Genomic DNA, 16,439 nt, shown 5'->3' on the forward strand with positions numbered 1-16,439 from the left:
TGCTGTCGGCAGGGGGCCGACTGTGCACGTCCATCGGCCCGGACGGCCGCTCGTGTCGGCCCGTCCGGGGGCGGGCGGCCCGTTGACCGGCCGCCCGCGGGCCGGGAATGGTGCGCTCGGGTGCGTTGTCGGGGCGGTGAACCGTTTCGGCGCGCGCCGTACGTGGGGAGGGCGCGCTCCCCGGCCTACGCTGCGCCAATGGTGGATCACCGGGAACTCTTCGAGGACGTGACAGCGGCCCTGGCCCGTGCCGGGTTCGACACCGAGCGGGGCCCCTCGGGCCTGCGGATCGGCCACCGGCCCCAGGGCGTGGTGGTCGGCTGGTCGCCGGGCGCGGACCAGGACGGCGACCAGGACGCGGACGAGGGGCGGGAGGGCGAGGACGCTTCGCCGCCGGCCGAGGGCATCCGTACCGCGATGACCGGAGCGGTCGCCGTGGTGCTCCGGGAGTCCGGCTACCGGGTGGCCGAGGCCGGGCCGGGCGAGCTGCTGGTGACGGCCGGCCCCGGGGCGCCGGCGGACGCGGCGCGGCCGGACGGCCGGCAGGAGGCGGCCGCCGTTCCGGAGCAGTGGTGGGGCTGAGGGGGCGCGGCCGCGGGTGAGCCGCCGGCCTCCTCGGCCCCGCTCCGGTGCGTCGTCGCCCTACGGCGGGCCGTCGGCGCACCCGTCGGTGTCGGCCGCCACGGCGCGCAGCCGCTCCAGGAACGCGGCGGCGGCCGGCGGGACGCAGTGGCCCCGGCGGGTCGCGGTCTGCACCAGGCGGACGGGGGTGTCCGCCGGGTGCAGCGCGACCAGGGCGACGTCGGACCGGGCGGCGCGGGCCGCCAGGGCGGGGATCAGGGTCGGCCCGAGCCCGGCGGCGACCAGGCCGAGCTTGGCCGTCCAGCCCGCGACGGCGTACTCGACCCGGGGGCGCAGGCCGGTGCGCAGGCAGGCGGCGAGCAGGGTGTCCTCGGCCCGCCGGCTGCCGGCGATCCAGTTCTCCTCGGCCAGGTCGGCCAGACGCAGGCGGCTGCGGCCGGCCAGCGGGTGGTCCCGGGGCAGGGCCACCAGGACGGGGTCCTCGGTCAGCGGTCGGAGGTCGAACAGCTCGGTGTCGTAGGAGTGCCCGGGGTAGCCGGCGACCACGGCCAGGTCGATCCCGCCGTCCTGGAGCCGGCCGAGCAGGGCGGTGGAGAGTCCTTCGGTGAGCGAGATCGAGACCTGTGGGTGGGCCGCCCGGAAGGCCGCCAGCGCGCCGGGCACCAGGGCCGCGTTGGCGCTGTCGAACGCGCCGACCCGCAGCCGCCCGACGCTCAGTTCGGTCAGGGCGGTCAGCTCGCGGCGGGTGCCCTCCAGCCGGTCGAGCAGCGCCTCGGCGTGCGGCAGCAGCGTCCGACCGTGCTCGGTGAGCCGTACGCCGCGCGCCAGGCGGTCGAACAGTGGTGCGCCGAACTCGGCCTCCAGGGTGGAGATCTGACGGGAGATCGCGGACTGGGTGAACCCCAGCCGCTCACCGGCCGCGGTGAACGATCCCACGTGGGCCGCGGTGCGGAAGACTTCGAGCCATGCCATGTCCATCCCGCATGGCTACCATGCGAGACATTCGCTTGTCGCCTGTCTCCGCGCTCCCTAGCGTGGAGGCCATGGAAAAGATCGCATTCCTCGGACTCGGCCGGATGGGTCTGCCGATGGCCCGTCGACTCGCCGCCGCCGGACACCCGTTGACGGTGTGGAACCGCACGCCCGCCAAGGACGGAGGCCTCGACTCGGCGGCCACCCCGGCGGAGGCGGTGCGGGGCGCGGGCGTCGTGGTCACGATGCTCGCCGACCCGGCCGCGGTGGAGTCGGTGGCCGGACGCTTCGCGGCGGAGCTGGCGCCGGGCACGCTCTGGATCGACATGTCATCTGTCGGACCGGCCGCCACGGCGTCACTGCGCGCGCAACTGCCCTCCGGCGCCGTCCTGGTGGACGCTCCGGTGCTGGGCAGCGTGGGCCCGGCCGCCGCCGGCACGCTGACCGTGCTGGCGGGCGGCCGGCCGGAGGACCTCGACCGGGCGCAGCCCCTGCTGGAGACCTTCGGCACGGTGGTCCGCTGTGGCGGCCCCGGCTCGGGCGCCGCGCTCAAGGTCGTCGTGATCAGCGCGATGGTCGGGGGAGTCGCGCTGATCGGCGAGGTGCTCGCGCTGGCCGACTCGCTCGGCCTGCCGGAGGGCCTCGCCCTCGGCGCCCTGGCCGACGGGCCGCTCGCCGGGGCGGTGGCCCGCGCCCGCAGCACGGACGCGGACTTCCCCGTCCGGCTGGCCGCCAAGGACCTCGGGCTGGCGGCCGGCGGCCCGGTGCTGACCGCCGTCCGCGACCTGCTGCTCGCCCACCCGGAGCTGGCCGAGGAGGACCTCGCCCGGGTGGTGGACGCCCTGCGCCGATAGGCGTCCCTCGTGGGGGCGGGTCTCGTGGGGGCTTCGGCCCGTCGGCCGCCAGGCCGTTCGTCGGCCGTCAGGAGGCCCAGCGGGCGACGGCGAACCCCGAACCGGCACGCCGCACCTCGACGGCCCCCGGGCCGCCGAAGTGTGCCGGAATGACCAACTCACGCTCCTGTGCGGCCTGTTCGAGTATGCGCAGGCGGCTGGCGGCGGCCTGCGCAGGGTCCTCGCAGAAACAGCTGTTGCAGGTGGGGTGGAGGAGCTGTACCGGGCTGTGCAGCAGGTCGCCGACGAAAACGGCCCGTTCGCCGTGCGAGGTGAGCCGCAGGACGGAGGAGCCGGGGGTGTGGCCGGGCGCCGCCTCCAGGGTGAGCCCGTCGTCGATCCGGTGACCGCCCTCCCAGAGCACGACCTGCCCGGCGCGCCGGACGGGGGCGATGCTGTCGGCGAACATCAACTGATCGTCCTCGCGCCGGCCCCGCTCGGCCTCGCTCCGCGGCGCCGTGCGTGCGTGCGTGCTGTTCGGGTCGAGGGCCGCGTAATCGGCGGCCGGCATGAGGTAGACGGCATTGGGGAAGGCCGGTACCCACGCGCCGTCGCGCTCGACGGTGTTCCAGCCGACGTGGTCGGCGTGCAGATGGGTGTTGACCACCACGTCGACCTCCTCCGGCCGGATGCCGGCCGCGGCGAGGCGCTCCGGGAAGTCGCCCTGCCGCTGGTCGAAGTGCGGGGCGTTCGGTCGCCGCCGTCCGTTGCCCACCCCCGTGTCCACCACGACGGTGCGGCCCCGGTGGCGTACCACCCAGGTCTGGAGCGCGGCGACGTAGCTGTCGCTGGACGCTTCCCAGTGGTCAGGGGCCAGCCACTGCTCGTTCTCCCGCCAGGTGGCGGCCGCGACCTCGGGCACGATCGCCCGAGCCGGTGCGAACGGCCCCTGCCACTCCACAACCCTGATGATCTCGGCGTCGCCGAGCACGATCCGCTCCATGGTGTCCTCCGGTGAGGTCGTGCGGTTGCTCTCCCGCTCCCGCTGGTACCGAGCCTAGGAAAACCGGATGAGTGGCTCAATGCTCATCCCGCTCGTCCGAATACGACAGCGGCTCATGGCTGAAGCGACAGGCCTATGCTGAGCGGATGGATGTCGTCAGCGACGCGATCGCGGCCGTGCGGATCGGGCAGCCCTCCTCCGTCCGCCTGCGGGTGGCGGGCCGGTGGTCCGCCCGGATTCCCGCCTACGACGGGGCGGGGTTCCACATCGTGCTGGAGGGCGGCTGCTGGCTGCTGCCCGACGGCGGTGCTCCGGTGGGACTGGGGGCGGGCGACGCCGTCCTGCTGCCGCACGGGACGGGTCATGTGATCGCGAGCGAGCCGCTGGAGCGGGCCGAGGCGGCGCGGGCGGTGCCCGTCGACCGGTTGCTCGGACCGGGTCGGCCGGCCGTGCCGTCGGCGCCGGCGGTGTCGTCAGTGCCGGCGGTGTCGGCAGTGCTCGGTTCGTCCGGTGAGGACCCGTCGGCGGCAGCCGCAGAGCTGCTCTGCGGGAAGTACCGGCTGGACCACAGCCGCACCCACCCGTTGATGCTGGAGCTGCCGGACGTCGTCCACCTGCCGAACCGGGTCGGCAGCCACCCGCAACTGCGCGCGGCCGTCGAGCTGCTGGGCGGCGAGCTGGTCGCCGACCGGCCGGGCGCCGCCCTGGCGGTGCCCAGCCTGATCGACCTGCTGCTGGTCTACATGGTGCGTGCCTGGCTGACCAGGGAGCCCGGCGCCGATCCGGCCGCCGAGCCGGGTGGGCGCTGGCCGGCCGCCCTCCGCGACCCGGTGGTGGCCGCGGCCCTGCGCGCCGTGCACGAGGATCCGGCCCGGGCCTGGAGCACCGAGGGCCTCGCCGCCCGGGCCGGTGTCTCCCGCGCCACCCTCACCCGGCGCTTCAGCGCACTGGTCGGCCGGGCGCCGATGGGCTACCTCACCTGGTGGCGGCTGACCCGTGCGGCGACGCTGCTCCAGGAGACCGACGACCCGCTGGACGTGATCGCCCGACGGGTCGGCTACAGCACCCCGTACGCGCTCTCGCACGCGTTCAGCCGCCTCTTCGGTACCACGCCCGGGCGCTACCGGGCCCGCGTGGCGCTCCCGGCCACTGCCGACTGAGCGTCAGATCCGCAGGCTTCCCTTCCTGTTGATCTAACTCTTGAACGCACAGGGCACTTTGCTCTGTTCTTGTCAAGAGTGCAGGCGACTAGAGGATGGACGCGCGACCCTTCGGGTTCTCCGGTTCGTTCTTAGGTTCATACCAGGTGGCAGCCGCCGGACCGTGACTATTTGTCCGTTCTGTCATGTCCTGCCAGAGTTGGTACTCGGAGGTTCCTCCAAGTTTCAAGGGTGCGTGGGCGTTCACGAAGATAACGAAAAGATCTGATTCGTGAGGGCTTGGATTTACTTATTGACGTCATATGCCGAAGCCGGATTAACTCCTCCCACCCCGCCGCAGCGCTGCGGCACCGTCACGGAGGCACTCCCCACATGAACGCAACGATGCGTCGCGTCGTCATTGGCACCGCAGCGGTCTCGATGGCCCTTTCCATGGCCGCCTGCGGCAAGGCCGGCAGTGACAAGAAGGACAGCGCGAGCTCCGGGGACAGCAAGTCGATCGGCCTGCTGCTCCCGGAGAACGCCTCCTCCACCCGTTACGAGTCCTTCGACCGGCCGTTCATCCAGGCGAAGGTCACCGCGCTCTGCCCGGACTGCAAGGTGCAGTACAGCAACGCCGAGGGCAGCGCCGCCAAGCAGAAGCAGCAGTTCGACACCCTGATCGCCCAGGGCGTGAAGGTGATCATCCTGGACGCCTTCGACGCCAAGTCCACCCAGTCCTGGGTGAAGGAGGCCGCGGGCAAGGGCGTCAAGGTCATCGCCTACGACCGGCTCGCCACCGGCCCGGTCTCGGCCTACGTCTCCTTCGACAACGAGAAGGTCGGCGAGCTCCAGGGCCAGGCGCTGGTCGACGCGCTCGGTGCCAAGGCCGCCGACGCCAACATCGTCATGATCAACGGCGACGAGGCCGACCCCAACGCGGCCCAGTTCAAGTCCGGCGCCCACAAGGTGCTCGACGGCAAGATCAAGAAGGTGGTCTACGAGCAGTCCGGCGAGTGGAAGCCCACCGTCGCCGGCCAGAAGACCGGTGCCGCCATCACCCAGCTGGGCAAGGACGGCTTCCAGGCGGTCTACTCCGCCAACGACGGCATGGCGGGCGCCATCATCACCCAGCTGAAGGCCGCGGGCGTCAGCGTGCCGGTCGGCGGTCAGGACGCCGGCCTCGACGCCGTCCAGCGGATCGTCGCCGGCGACCAGGCCTACACCATCTACAAGGCCTACAAGCCGCTCGCCGACAGCGCCGCCGAGCTCGCCGTGAACCTCCTGCAGGGCAAGGACCTCAAGGCCGCGGCCCCGTCCACCGTGGACAGCGACACCGACAAGGGCATCCCGGCCAAGCTGCTGGAGCCCAAGGTCGTCACCAAGGCCAACATCAACGACACCGTCATCGCGGACGGCCTCTACAAGGCCGCGGACATCTGCACCGCGGACTTCGCCGCCGCCTGCACCACCGCCGGCGTCAAGTAGCGCGACCGCCGGGCCCGACGGCCACGGCGCCCCCCGTCCCGTTCGGGGGGCGCCGGCCCTCCACCCCGCGCAGGAACCCCACCCCACCCCACGCACTACCCCGCAGGAGATGGTTCACGTGACAGGCGCACCCGTACTGGCGCTGCGCGCGGTCTCCAAGCGCTTCGGCGCTGTCCAGGCACTGACCGACGTCGACCTCGACGTCCATGCCGGTGAAGTCGTCGCGCTGGTCGGCGACAACGGCGCCGGCAAGTCCACCCTGGTGAAGACGATCGCAGGAGTTCACCCGATCGACGAGGGTGAAATCACCTGGGAGGGGCGCGCGGTGCGTGTCACCCGCCCCCAGGACGCCCAGGCACTCGGCATCGCCACCGTCTACCAGGACCTCGCGCTCTGCGACAACCTCGACGTCGTCGCCAACCTCTTCCTGGGCCGCGAACTGCGCCGCTTCGGCACGCTGGACGAGGTCGCCATGGAACGGCGCGCCAAGGAGCTGCTGGACACCCTCTCGATCCGCATCCCCAGCGTGCGGATCCCGATCGCCGCGCTCTCCGGCGGTCAGCGCCAGGTCGTCGCGATCGCCCGGGCCCTGGTCGGCGACCCGAGGATCGTCATCCTCGACGAGCCGACCGCGGCCCTCGGCGTCGAGCAGACCGCCCAGGTCCTCGACCTGGTCGAGCGGCTGCGCCAGCGCGGCCTCGGCGTGATTCTGATCAGCCACAACATGGCGGACGTCCGGGCGGTCGCCGACACCGTCGCCGTCCTGCGCCTGGGCCGCAACAACGGGACCTTCCCGGTTGCCGGCACCTCGTCGGAGGAGATCATCTCCGCCATCACCGGCGCCACCGACAACGCCGTGACCCGGCGCCAGGCACGCATTGCGGAGGACGCGAAGTGAGCACCAGCCAGACCACCCCCACCAACGCCCCGGCACCGGCGGCCGACCCGCGCCTGCTGGTCCGCCAGGGCGGCGTCGCCGGCTACCTGGAGGAGTTCCGCCGCAAGATCAAGAGCGGCGACCTCGGCTCGCTGCCCGTCGTCATCGGCCTGGTCCTGATCGCCGTCATCTTCCAGAGCGTCACCGGCCACTTCCTCCAGGCCGACAACCTGACCAACATCACCAAGTGGATCGCCGGTCCCGGCCTGATCGCGGTCGGCGTCGTCTTCGTCCTGCTGCTCGGGGAGATCGACCTCTCGCTGGGTTCCATAGCGGGCGTCTGCTCGGCCATCACCTCCGTCCTCGCGGTGCGCCAGGGGCTCAACGAGGGCCTGGCGATCCTGCTCGCCCTCGCCGCCGCGGTCGCCATGGGCGCCCTGCACGGCTTCTTCTTCGCCAGGATCGGCGTACCCGCCTTCGTCGTCACCCTGGCCGGCATGCTCGCCTGGAGCGGCCTGCAGGACTACGTCCTCGGCAAGCTCGGCACCGTCAACAACATCAACGACGGGGTCGTCGCCAACCTGGACACCTACTTCCTGGGCGACGGCGACATCGCCTTCGCCTGGCTGGCCGCCGTCCTCGCGATCGGCCTGTTCCTCGGCGGCCAGCTCCTGGACGCCCGCCGCCGCACCGCCGCCGGCCTGCCCGCCCGCACCACCGGCGAGATCGCGCTGCGCACCGGCGCCCTCGCGGTGATCGCCCTGGCCGGCGCCTACACCCTCAACCAGGACAGCGGCCTGCCGCTGCCGCTGGTCATCCTGCTGGGCGTCGTCGTGCTGACCGACTTCGTGCTGCGCCGCACCTCCTACGGCCGGCAGATCTTCGCGGTCGGCGGCGGCATCGAGGCCGCCCGCCGCGCGGGCATCAACGTCGCCTGGGTCCGGATCTCGGTCTTCATGATCTCGGCGGGCCTGGCCGGCCTCGGCGGCCTGTTCATCGCCTCCCAGCAGGGCTCGGCGGACAAGACGCTGGGCGGCGGCAACGTCCTGATGAGCGCCATCGCGGCCGCCGTCATCGGCGGTACCAGCCTCTTCGGCGGACGCGGCAAGACCTGGTCGGCCCTGCTCGGCATCCTGGTCATCCAGTCCATCACCACGGGTCTGGACATGGTGCACGCCGCCCAGGCGATCCAGTACATGATCACCGGCGCCGTGCTGCTGGCCGCCGTCGTCCTGGACTCGGTCTCCCGCCGCACCCAGAAGTCCTCGGGCCGCGGCTGACCACCACCCCTCGAACGGCCCGGTACCCACCCCCACGGGTACCGGGCCTCCGCACGTCCGGGGCTGGTGCGCGGGACGTTCGTCCCTCCCGTCCGGGGCGGGCCGCTGCGCACCCTGGAGGAGAAGCGCCGGCCCGCGGAGGCCGGCGTCACGCATCGAGAGAGGGAAACGCGGCTTCCATGTCCGACGAGCTGATCGTGCACCGGATGGTGGACGCCTTCTTCACCCACTGCCACCGCTGCGACGAGCCGCGCGACCCGAACTGCCACCCCCGCGCGCACTGGCGGCTCTACCTCGACCTCGACCCGGAGACCGTCCGGCGGATCCGGCACTGGGCGCTGGACCCGGCGAACCCCGCCGGCACCGACACCGAACGCACCGTCCTGTTGCACTGGCTCGACGCCCAGGAGGCGTGAGCCGCCCGGCGGGGCCGGAGCCCGGCAGCGGGTCCTCTTGCGTCGGGCGATCGTCCGGTGGAACCCTTTCGTCCCGGCGGCCGCGGTGTTCGCGGCGGTCGCGCGAGAAGCCGTGCGAGCAGTCGTGCGCAGCGGGGTACCGGGACGAGGAGTCGCATGACGGTCCATGAATCGGTGGTCGACGCGATCGGCGGGACACCGCTGTTCCGGCTGGCCCGGCTCGGTGCCGGCCTCGCCGCCCCCGTGTACGCCAAGGCGGAGTTCCTCAGCATCGGCGGATCCGTGAAGGACCGCGCCGCGCTGTCGATGGTGCTGGCGGCCGAACGGGACGGCCTGCTGCGGCCCGGCGGGACGATCATCGAGGCGACCTCCGGCAACACCGGGATCGGTCTCACCATCGTCGGCCGACAGCGTGGCTACCGGGTGATCGCCGCGGTGGCCGACCGGTCCGCCGTCGAGAAGTCGGACATCCTGCGGGCCTACGGTGCGGAGGTGGTGCTCGCCCCGACCACGGTGCCCGCCGAGCACCCGGACCACCTGTTCAACGTGGTGCGCCGGCTCGCCGAGGAGATTCCCGGCGCCTGGCTGGCCAACCAGTACGACAATCCCGCCAACCCCGACGCGCACGTGCAGACCACCGGCCCGGAGGTCTGGGAGCAGACCGCGGGCCGGGTCACCCACTTCGTGGCGGGGGTCGGCACCGGCGGCACGATCAGCGGCACCGGCGCCTTCCTCAAGAAGGTCTCCGGCGGCAGCGTCACGGTGGTCGGCGCGGACCCGGAATCCTCCCGCTACGGCGGTGGCGACGGCAGCCCCTACTTCGTCGACAGCATCGGCCACTTCCTCCACCCCGGATCGGCCGAGGACCGCTGGCCGGACTCCTACCACCGCGAGGTCGTCGACGGCTTCGAACGGATCCCCGACCGTGAGTCGCTGCTGACCGCCCGGCGGCTGGCCCGCGAGGAGGGACTGCTGGCCGGTCCCTCCTCGGGCACGGCGGTGGCGGCCGCGCTCCGGGTGGCGCGCCGGCTCGGACCGGACGACCTCGTCGTGGTGCTGCTGCCGGACTCCGGGCGGTCCTACCTCTCCAAGCTGTACAGCGACGACTGGCTGCGCCGCTGGGGATTCCTGGAGGAGCGGCGCACCGCCGACGACACCGAGCCGACCGTCCGGGCCGTGCTGGACGCCGCCTCCGGGCGGTCCGCCGGGCTCGGCGGACCGGTCACGGTCGCCTCGGACGCCTCGCTCGCCGAGGCCCTGGCCGTGCTGCGCGCGGTGCCCGGCGGCGTCGCCCCCGTGGTGCTGGCCCGTCCGGAGCGCCCGTACGGGGTCAGCGCGACGGAGGTGCTCGGCTCGCTCTCCTCGGCCGCCGTCGAGCGCGCGGTCACCGGGGGCCGGGCGGCGCCGGACAGCCCGGTCACCGGCCTGCTGGGCCCCGCCCTGCCGACGGTCGGCGTCGGCCAGCCGCTCTCCGAGGCCAGGGCGGCGCTGGGACCGGGGCAGGACGTCGCACTCGTCCTGGTCGACGGCCGGGCCGTGGCCCTGGTGCACCGGAGCGAACTCGGGGCCTGAGCGGGGGGAGGGCGGCGCGGGAGCGCTCGAACAGCGGGGTTGAGCGGCCCGCCTCGCCCACCGCCACAGGTCAGGGCGCGGAATCGCCGTCGCGCCGTCGCGGTGTCGGGTGCTGGGCCCATGCCGGCGTCCAGGTCCCGTGGCCCGCCCGTGCGGAGCCGAGGTGGGCGCGGAGCGCGGCGAGCGCCGGGTGCGGGTTGTCGCCGCGCCAGATCAGCGAGTGCGGATAGACCGGTGTCGGCCGGTGCACGGTGATGCGCCGCAGATCGAAGTGGGCGGGCCAGACGAGCCGGTCGTCCGTTCCGACGAAGGTCGCCAGCGTCGGGGTGCCGGCGATCACTTCGAGGAGGGCGTCGGAGCCGAAGTTGGGACCGATGGTGTCGATGGTGAGCCCGAACTCGGCGGCGAGGTCGGCGTAGTAGGCGGCCCACTCGGTGCCGGGGACGATGCCGGGAATCCAGATCCTGTGCCCGGCGAGGTCGGCGAGCGTGACCGCGGGGGCGGTGGCGAGCTCGTGGTCCGGGCCGGTGAGGAGTTGGAGGGGGTCGTCGAGGACGCGGACGGTCTCGATGCCGTCGGGGAGTTGCTGGGCGGGGAGGGTGACGGCGCGGAAGGACGCGTCGATCGCGCCGGAGCCGACGGCGGCGATCGCGGCGTCGGCGTCGAGGAGCCGGGTGACGACGTCGAGTTCGACCTCGGGATGCGCGCGGTGGAAGTCGCGCAGCAGATGTGCGGGTGCGATCCGGGCGCTGATCACGTCGACGCGCAGGGCGCGGCGGCCGGGTCGCACCGAGTCGGCCGCCCGCTCCGCCGCGTCGAGGAGGGCACGGGCGTGCGGCAGGAACGCCTGCCCGTCGATGGTGAGCCGGGCGCCGCGGGTGGTCCGGGTGAACAGCCGGACGCCGAGATCCTCCTCCAGCGCGGCGATGCGCTTGGAGACGGCCTGCTGGGTGATCGACAGGTCGGCGGCGGCGTCCTGGAACCGGCCGGCGTCCGCTGCGGCGACGAAGGTGCGTACGGCATCGAGGTTCATGTCCGCCCACCCTAGCTCGGCGGACAACAGGCCGTTGTGGCCGGTGGTCAACGGGTTGTTTGACCTGCGGATGTTCCGTTCGCTTTGATCTCGACGGTCAACGTTCGGTTGTCCGAGGGCGAGAGTGGGCGGTGTACTGAGCATGATGGCGAAGCGGTCGCTGGGGCGGCAGTTCGGGTGGCTCTGGGCGGCGTACGCGGCCAGTGCGTTCGGCACGAGGCTCGCGTTCGACGCGTTCCCCTTGATCGCGATCCTCGTGCTGCATGCCGGGACGACCGAGGTGTCGCTGCTGGCGGCCGCGGGGACGGTGGTCGGCGCGGTGGTGGCGGTGCCGCTCGGCCCGTGGGTGGAGTTCCGCCGCAAGCGGCCGGTGATGATCGCGATGGATCTGATCCGGTTCGCGGCACTGCTGAGCGTTCCCGCCGCGTTCGCGTTCGGCCGGCTGGGTTTCGCCCAGCTCCTGGTCGTGTCCGTGGTGGTCGGCGCCGCCGACATCGCCTTCACGGCGGCCGGCGGCGCAGCACTGAAGGCGCTCGTGCGGCCGGACGACCTGGTCGTCGCGAACGGGCGTTTCGAGTCCACGAATTGGATCGCCACGGTGCTCGGACCACCGCTCGGCGGGGCCGTGACGGGGTTGTTCGGTCCGGTGATGACGGTGCTGGCCGATGCGGTCAGCTACCTGTTCTCGGCCGTGGGCATCCGGGCGATCGGCGGCGGGGAGCCCGGCCCCGCGCGAACCGGGGCACCACGGCGGCCGAGGGTCGGCGACCTGGTCGAGGGGTGGCGGTACATCGTGGCGGACCCGGCCCTGCGCCCGCTGTTCTTCAACACCGTCCTGGTCAACGGCCTGATCATGGCGAGCGCCCCGCTGCTGGCCGTCCTCATGCTCGGCCGCCTCGGGTTCGCACCGTGGCAGTACGGCCTCGCCTTCGCGGTGCCCTGCCTCGGCGGCTTGATCGGCTCGCGGCTGGCCCACCCGCTCGTCACGCGGTACGGGCAGCAGAAGGTCATCCGGACGGCCGGGGCGCTGCGCGCGTGCTGGCCGCTCGGGCTGGCCTTCATCGGCCCCGGTGTCGCCGGGCTGGTGCTCGTCATGGCGGTCGAGTTCGGGCTGATCGCCTGTATGGGCGTGTTCACCCCGGTGTTCGCCGCGTACCGCCTCGAACGGACGGGGGCGGACCGAACCGCCCGCACGCTGTCCGCATGGTCGATCACCAGCAAGGTCACCATCGCCGTGCTGACCGCCCTGTGGGGGCTGCTGGCCGGCCTCACCAGCGCCCGCACCGCGATCGCGGTCGCCGGACTGCTGATCCTGGCGACCCCGCTGCTGCTCCCTCGACCCGCGCGGCCTGTCACCGCACCGGCCGAGTTCTGCTCCGGAGTGCAGCGCGACGCGACCGGGGCATGACCGGGCGCGACCGGGGTGCGAGCGGGCACACCTCACCCTCCTTGTTCCCCGAGCCCCGAGGTGGCGGCGCGGACCGCCGCCACCTGCGGATCGGTGCGCCGGTCGTAGCGCCAGAGGGCGGGCAGGGCGGCGGCGAGGACGCCGGTGGAGGCGACGCAGGCCAGGCCGCCCGAGCGGAGCGCGGCGCGGATCCCGTAGCGGGCGGCGAGGCCGCCGGCGCGGATGTCCCCGAGGGCGGGCCCGGCGGAGCCGATCAGCAGCTCCAGGCCCGCCGCCCGACCGCGCAGCCGGTCGGGGATGGACTCGTTCCAGATCGCGCCGCGGAAGGTGTCGCCCAGCCAGTGGGCGGCCCCCGCGGCCGCCAGACAGAGCAGCAGCGCCCAGATGTTCGAGCAGAGGGCGGCCGCGACCATCACGACCCCGACCAGTGCGGCGGAGAACAGGACGGGCCGCCCGTGCCGGTGGACGCGCTCGGTCCACCCGCTGAAGGCCGCCGCGAGCAGGCTGCCCGCGGCCGAGGCCGAGTAGAGCAGCCCCAGTGCCCACAGCGCGTCCGACTCCACGGCCAGGAAGGGGAACAGCGCGGTGGGCAGGGCGAACACCGTGGCGGCGAGGTCGACCAGATAGGTGCCCACCAGTTCGGGCCGCCGCGCGGCGTACCGCGCGCCCTCGATGAGATCGTGCAGCGGCGGCGCCTCGGCGTCGCGTTCCGACGGGACGCGGCGGACCCGGGCGAGCAGGCCGATCGAGACCAGGAAGGTGGCGACGTCGAGCAGGTAGGCGGGCGCCGTACCGGCCGTGGCGATGACCACGCCGGCGATGCCCGGGGCGGCCAGCCCGACCACGCTCCAGCGCAGCGAGAGCAGCACACCGGCCGCGACCAGCTGATCGTGTGGCACCAGGCGCGGGACCATCGCCTCCAGTGAGGGTTGTTGGAGCCCCTGGAGCGCGGCCGCGCACCCGGCCGCGACGTAGAGCGGCCAGAGCAGCGGCGCGCCGAGCAGCGCGTTGACCAGCAGGAGTGCGCTCAGTGCGGCCAGGGCGATCTCGGTGACCAGGGCGACCGTCCGCCGGTCGGCGCGGTCGGCCAGTACCCCGCCGTACAGGCCCAGCAGGACGGTCGGGACCAGTTCGACCGCGCCGACGGCTCCCACCGCCAGGGGTGAGCCGGTGGCGTCCGCGATCTGCAGCGGGATCGCCGTGAGGGTGAAGATCGAGCCGAGCATGGTGACGGCGCCCGACGCCCAGACCAGTCGGAAGTCGCGGGAGGACCGCCAGGGCGCGGTGTTCGGCAGCAGCCGGGACCGGATCCGGTCCGTTCCGGTGCTCATTGCGGCATCGAATCCCTTCGGGTGGCGGGGTGGCGGGGTGGCGGGGTGGTGGAGTGGCGGGGCGGCGGAGTGGCGGGGTGGTGGAGTGGCGAGGCGGCGGGGTGGTGGTCGCAGCCCCCGGGGGCACCCGTCCTTATCAGTGATAAATTCCGAGCATGGAACTTAGCAGCGATAAGGTGGGGAGCCAAGCGAGTTTCGGTCGGGACCGACGGGAGGCCGGGGCGACATGGCGCTGCAACGTGACGAGGTGGTCCGCACCGCCCTGCGGCTGCTGAACGAGGTGGGCATCGACGGCCTCACCACGCGTCGCCTCGCGCGCGAACTCGGCGTGCAGTCCCCGGCGCTCTACTGGCACTTCAAGAACAAGCGGGAGCTGCTGGACCTCATGGCGGAGGCCATGACGGCCGAGGCCCTGCCGCCGGCCCGCGAGCCGGTCCCGGAGGAGTGGCCGCAGTGGCTCGCCGAGGACGCCCGGGCCAAGCGCCGCGCCCTGCTGGCCTATCGCGACGGCGCCCGGGTGCATGCGGGTACCTTGCCCACGGCCGGCGAACTGCCCGCGGTGGAAGCGCAGTTGAGTGCCCTCTGTCGGGCCGGTCTGCGCCCGCGGACCGCCCTTCGGCTGCTGCTCACGATCGACCGCTACCTCATGGGTTGGGTCACCGAGGAACAGGCCTGGAGCCAGGACGCCGCTGAGCGCGCCCAACCGGCCTTCCCGGACGAGGCGTTGCGCGACCTTCCACTGCTGCGCGAGGCCGCCGACACCCTGCGGATGACCGACCACGACGCCGACTTCGAGTACGGGCTCCAGGTGCTGATCGAGGGGTTCCGGAGCGCGATCGCCCGGGAGAAGGCATCCGGCCCCGGTGATCCGCTAGCGTGATCCGCCATGCGAACCCTTGACTCCGGCCGGACCGCGCTCGTCCTGGTCGACCTGATGGGCCGGATCGTCGCCCTGCCGCTGGCCCCGCGACCGGGTACCGACGTCCTCGCGGTGTCGCTGGACCTCGCGGCGGCCTTCCAGGCCGCCGGTGCCCCTGTCGTCGCCCTGCGCGTCGAGCGCCCGAACGTCGCCGAGCAGCCGCCCGGCAGTGCGCTGGTCGCGGAGGTGGCGGCACTGGCCGATGCCGTCCTGGTCAAGCGCACCATCGGGGGGTTCCACGGCACCGGGCTGCACGAGCTGCTTCAGGCGCGCGGTGTGGACACGCTCGTGTTCGCCGGCATCGCGACCAACCTGGGAGTGGAGTCGACCGCCCGGGCGGCCGCCGACCACGGCTACGAGCTGCTGTTCGTCGAGGATGCGCTGGCGGCTCTGACGGAGGCGGAGCACCGGTCGGCGGTCGATCTCGACCTGCCCCGCTTCGGCGAGGTGGTCGAGCGGGGAGCCGTCCGCTTCGGGTGACCGGGCGACCCGGGGTGCGGCGAGACCGCCGGGAGCCTCTGGTCAGCCCTGCGCCCGGGCGGACTCCAGGGCCTCGCGCAGCCGTCCGCCCGAGGCGGCGAGCAGTCGCCCGGCGGTCGGCGCGTCCACTCCGGCGAGTACGACCAGGACGGCGTCCTTGGCCGCACCGCGAGTGGCGGCCAGCGCGCTCCGGACGGTCTCCTCGTCCGCGCCGGTGGCCAGGGCGACGATCCGGTGCGCCCGGTCGCGAAGCTTCGCATTGTTCGCCCGCACGTCGACCATCAGGTTTCCGTAGGTCCTGCCGAGGCGGACCATGACGGCGGTCGAGAGCAGATTCAGCACCAGCTTCTGTGCGGTGCCCGCCTTGAGCCGGGTCGAACCGGCCAGCACCTCCGGTCCGGTCTCCACCTCGATGCCCAGCTCGGCCGCCGCCACCAGGGCGGAACCCCGGTTGCACGCCAGGCCCACGGTCAGCGCTCCCGTCGCACGGGCCCGTCGGAGCGCCGCCACCGTGTACGGCGTCCGGCCGGAGGCGGAGACGCCCACCACGCTGTCGGCGGCCGTCAGTGCCAGTGCGTCCAGATCGGCCAGGGCGAGCTCCGGGCGGTCCTCGGCTCCCTCGACCGCGCCGACCAGGGCTGCCGGCCCGCCCGCGATCAGGCCCACGACCTGGCCGGGGGCGGTGCTGAAGGTCGGTGCGCACTCGCTCGCGTCCAGTACCCCGAGCCGCCCCGCCGTGCCCGCTCCCGCGTACACCAGACGGCCGCCCCGGCCCATCCGGGCGGCGATCGCGTCGGCCGCGGCGGCGATCGGCTCCAACTGCCCGGCCACGGCCTCGGCGACGGTGCGGTCCTCGGCGTTCATCAGCCGGACGAGGTCGAGGGTCGTCATCCGGTCGAGGTCGGACCACTCGGGGCGTACGGCCTCGGTCGGCGGACCGCCGGCCGCGCTGCCGGCCGGGCCGGTCGTGCTGGCCGTGCCGGTCGGGCCGGTCGCCGTGCTGGGCTCGGCGTCCGGCGGGAGGTCGCTGTCCATGAACGCTGTCTCCCCAAGTGCGCGCGCCGTCAACCCGGCCGGGGGTCGGGGTGGGTCGGTCGGGGGCAGGC

16 protein-coding genes are annotated in these 16,439 nt (G+C 73.4%); 11 read left to right on the top strand and 5 right to left on the bottom strand.

Annotated elements, in window-relative coordinates; genetic code table 11:
- Nucleotides 1–198: 198 nt before the first annotated feature.
- Nucleotides 199–582, top strand: coding sequence for a hypothetical protein (locus ACFVYI_RS29250; protein WP_387891117.1), 384 nt, complete (start codon nt 199–201; stop codon nt 580–582).
- A 60-nt stretch (nt 583–642) separates the two neighbouring features.
- Here the strand turns inward: ACFVYI_RS29250 and ACFVYI_RS29255 are convergent, their stop codons facing one another.
- Nucleotides 643–1,554, bottom strand: a complete 912-nt coding sequence (locus ACFVYI_RS29255) for a LysR family transcriptional regulator (RefSeq protein WP_387891120.1) — start codon at nt 1,552–1,554, stop codon at nt 643–645.
- A gap of 71 nt (nt 1,555–1,625) precedes the next feature.
- On the opposite strand from ACFVYI_RS29255, the gene ACFVYI_RS29260 reads away from it, so the two are divergent.
- A complete protein-coding gene (locus ACFVYI_RS29260; protein ID WP_387891121.1) occupies nt 1,626–2,408 on the top strand; it encodes an NAD(P)-dependent oxidoreductase in 783 nt (260 codons plus the stop codon).
- 67 nt (nt 2,409–2,475) lie between these two features.
- On the opposite strand, the gene ACFVYI_RS29265 is transcribed toward ACFVYI_RS29260, so the two are convergent.
- Entirely contained in the window at nt 2,476–3,390 is a 915-nt protein-coding gene (locus tag ACFVYI_RS29265; RefSeq protein ID WP_387891123.1) for an MBL fold metallo-hydrolase, read from the bottom strand.
- A gap of 146 nt (nt 3,391–3,536) precedes the next feature.
- Here ACFVYI_RS29265 and ACFVYI_RS29270 point away from each other — a divergent pair, with 146 nt between their 5' ends.
- The 6 genes from ACFVYI_RS29270 to ACFVYI_RS29295 all read left to right on the top strand — a co-directional run bounded on the left by ACFVYI_RS29270 (nt 3,537) and on the right by ACFVYI_RS29295 (nt 10,162).
- Entirely contained in the window at nt 3,537–4,550 is a 1,014-nt protein-coding gene (locus tag ACFVYI_RS29270) for a cupin domain-containing protein (protein ID WP_387891125.1), read from the top strand.
- A 372-nt stretch (nt 4,551–4,922) separates the two neighbouring features.
- Complete coding sequence (locus ACFVYI_RS29275) at nt 4,923–6,017, top strand: sugar ABC transporter substrate-binding protein (RefSeq protein ID WP_387891127.1); 1,095 nt, start codon at nt 4,923–4,925, stop codon at nt 6,015–6,017.
- 109 nt (nt 6,018–6,126) lie between these two features.
- A complete protein-coding gene (locus ACFVYI_RS29280; RefSeq protein WP_387891129.1) occupies nt 6,127–6,915 on the top strand; it encodes an ATP-binding cassette domain-containing protein in 789 nt (262 codons plus the stop codon).
- The gene (locus ACFVYI_RS29285; protein WP_387891132.1) at nt 6,912–8,174 is read left to right on the top strand and encodes a sugar ABC transporter permease; all 1,263 of its coding nucleotides are present in this window, start codon (nt 6,912–6,914) and stop codon (nt 8,172–8,174) included. Before ACFVYI_RS29280 ends, ACFVYI_RS29285 begins: the two co-directional genes overlap by 4 nt.
- Nucleotides 8,175–8,353: 179 nt before the next feature.
- On the top strand, nt 8,354–8,590 hold the full coding sequence (locus ACFVYI_RS29290) for a hypothetical protein (protein WP_387891133.1): 237 nt from the start codon (nt 8,354–8,356) through the stop codon (nt 8,588–8,590).
- 156 nt (nt 8,591–8,746) lie between these two features.
- On the top strand, nt 8,747–10,162 hold the full coding sequence (locus ACFVYI_RS29295; RefSeq protein WP_387891134.1) for a pyridoxal-phosphate dependent enzyme: 1,416 nt from the start codon (nt 8,747–8,749) through the stop codon (nt 10,160–10,162).
- Nucleotides 10,163–10,232: 70 nt separating this feature from the next.
- On the opposite strand, the gene ACFVYI_RS29300 is transcribed toward ACFVYI_RS29295, so the two are convergent.
- Nucleotides 10,233–11,195, bottom strand: coding sequence for a LysR family transcriptional regulator (locus ACFVYI_RS29300; protein ID WP_387891135.1), 963 nt, complete (start codon nt 11,193–11,195; stop codon nt 10,233–10,235).
- 142 nt (nt 11,196–11,337) lie between these two features.
- Here ACFVYI_RS29300 and ACFVYI_RS29305 point away from each other — a divergent pair, with 142 nt between their 5' ends.
- The gene (locus tag ACFVYI_RS29305; RefSeq protein ID WP_387891137.1) at nt 11,338–12,603 is read left to right on the top strand and encodes an MFS transporter; all 1,266 of its coding nucleotides are present in this window, start codon (nt 11,338–11,340) and stop codon (nt 12,601–12,603) included.
- A gap of 32 nt (nt 12,604–12,635) precedes the next feature.
- Here ACFVYI_RS29305 and ACFVYI_RS29310 read toward each other — a convergent pair whose 3' ends face one another.
- A complete protein-coding gene (locus ACFVYI_RS29310) occupies nt 12,636–13,934 on the bottom strand; it encodes an MFS transporter (protein WP_387891140.1) in 1,299 nt (432 codons plus the stop codon).
- A gap of 226 nt (nt 13,935–14,160) precedes the next feature.
- On the opposite strand from ACFVYI_RS29310, the gene ACFVYI_RS29315 reads away from it, so the two are divergent.
- Together ACFVYI_RS29315 and ACFVYI_RS29320 are read left to right on the top strand one after the other, a co-directional pair.
- On the top strand, nt 14,161–14,814 hold the full coding sequence (locus tag ACFVYI_RS29315; RefSeq protein ID WP_387891142.1) for a TetR/AcrR family transcriptional regulator C-terminal domain-containing protein: 654 nt from the start codon (nt 14,161–14,163) through the stop codon (nt 14,812–14,814).
- Nucleotides 14,815–14,820: 6 nt separating this feature from the next.
- A complete protein-coding gene (locus ACFVYI_RS29320) occupies nt 14,821–15,333 on the top strand; it encodes an isochorismatase family protein (RefSeq protein WP_387891145.1) in 513 nt (170 codons plus the stop codon).
- Between the two features lie 42 nt (nt 15,334–15,375).
- Here the strand turns inward: ACFVYI_RS29320 and murQ are convergent, their stop codons facing one another.
- Nucleotides 15,376–16,368 (bottom strand): N-acetylmuramic acid 6-phosphate etherase, encoded by a 993-nt coding sequence (gene murQ, locus ACFVYI_RS29325; protein ID WP_387891147.1) that lies wholly within the window; start codon nt 16,366–16,368, stop codon nt 15,376–15,378.
- Nucleotides 16,369–16,439 lie beyond the last annotated feature (71 nt).

It is taken from the genome of Kitasatospora sp. NPDC058218, assembly GCF_042882445.1.
Taxonomy (GTDB): domain Bacteria; phylum Actinomycetota; class Actinomycetes; order Streptomycetales; family Streptomycetaceae; genus Kitasatospora.

Coding starts and splice junctions, on each gene's coding strand:
- ACFVYI_RS29280 (WP_387891129.1), top strand. CDS start 6,127: ATGGTTCACGTGACAGGCGCACCCGTACTGGCGCTGCGCGCGGTCTCC.
- murQ (WP_387891147.1), bottom strand. CDS start 16,368: ATGGACAGCGACCTCCCGCCGGACGCCGAGCCCAGCACGGCGACCGGC.
- ACFVYI_RS29315 (WP_387891142.1), top strand. CDS start 14,161: ATGGCGCTGCAACGTGACGAGGTGGTCCGCACCGCCCTGCGGCTGCTG.
- ACFVYI_RS29270 (WP_387891125.1), top strand. CDS start 3,537: ATGGATGTCGTCAGCGACGCGATCGCGGCCGTGCGGATCGGGCAGCCC.
- ACFVYI_RS29250 (WP_387891117.1), top strand. CDS start 199: ATGGTGGATCACCGGGAACTCTTCGAGGACGTGACAGCGGCCCTGGCC.
- ACFVYI_RS29275 (WP_387891127.1), top strand. CDS start 4,923: ATGAACGCAACGATGCGTCGCGTCGTCATTGGCACCGCAGCGGTCTCG.
- ACFVYI_RS29305 (WP_387891137.1), top strand. CDS start 11,338: ATGATGGCGAAGCGGTCGCTGGGGCGGCAGTTCGGGTGGCTCTGGGCG.
- ACFVYI_RS29265 (WP_387891123.1), bottom strand. CDS start 3,390: ATGGAGCGGATCGTGCTCGGCGACGCCGAGATCATCAGGGTTGTGGAG.
- ACFVYI_RS29295 (WP_387891134.1), top strand. CDS start 8,747: ATGACGGTCCATGAATCGGTGGTCGACGCGATCGGCGGGACACCGCTG.
- ACFVYI_RS29255 (WP_387891120.1), bottom strand. CDS start 1,554: ATGGCATGGCTCGAAGTCTTCCGCACCGCGGCCCACGTGGGATCGTTC.
- ACFVYI_RS29260 (WP_387891121.1), top strand. CDS start 1,626: ATGGAAAAGATCGCATTCCTCGGACTCGGCCGGATGGGTCTGCCGATG.
- ACFVYI_RS29300 (WP_387891135.1), bottom strand. CDS start 11,195: ATGAACCTCGATGCCGTACGCACCTTCGTCGCCGCAGCGGACGCCGGC.
- ACFVYI_RS29320 (WP_387891145.1), top strand. CDS start 14,821: ATGCGAACCCTTGACTCCGGCCGGACCGCGCTCGTCCTGGTCGACCTG.
- ACFVYI_RS29290 (WP_387891133.1), top strand. CDS start 8,354: ATGTCCGACGAGCTGATCGTGCACCGGATGGTGGACGCCTTCTTCACC.
- ACFVYI_RS29310 (WP_387891140.1), bottom strand. CDS start 13,934: ATGAGCACCGGAACGGACCGGATCCGGTCCCGGCTGCTGCCGAACACC.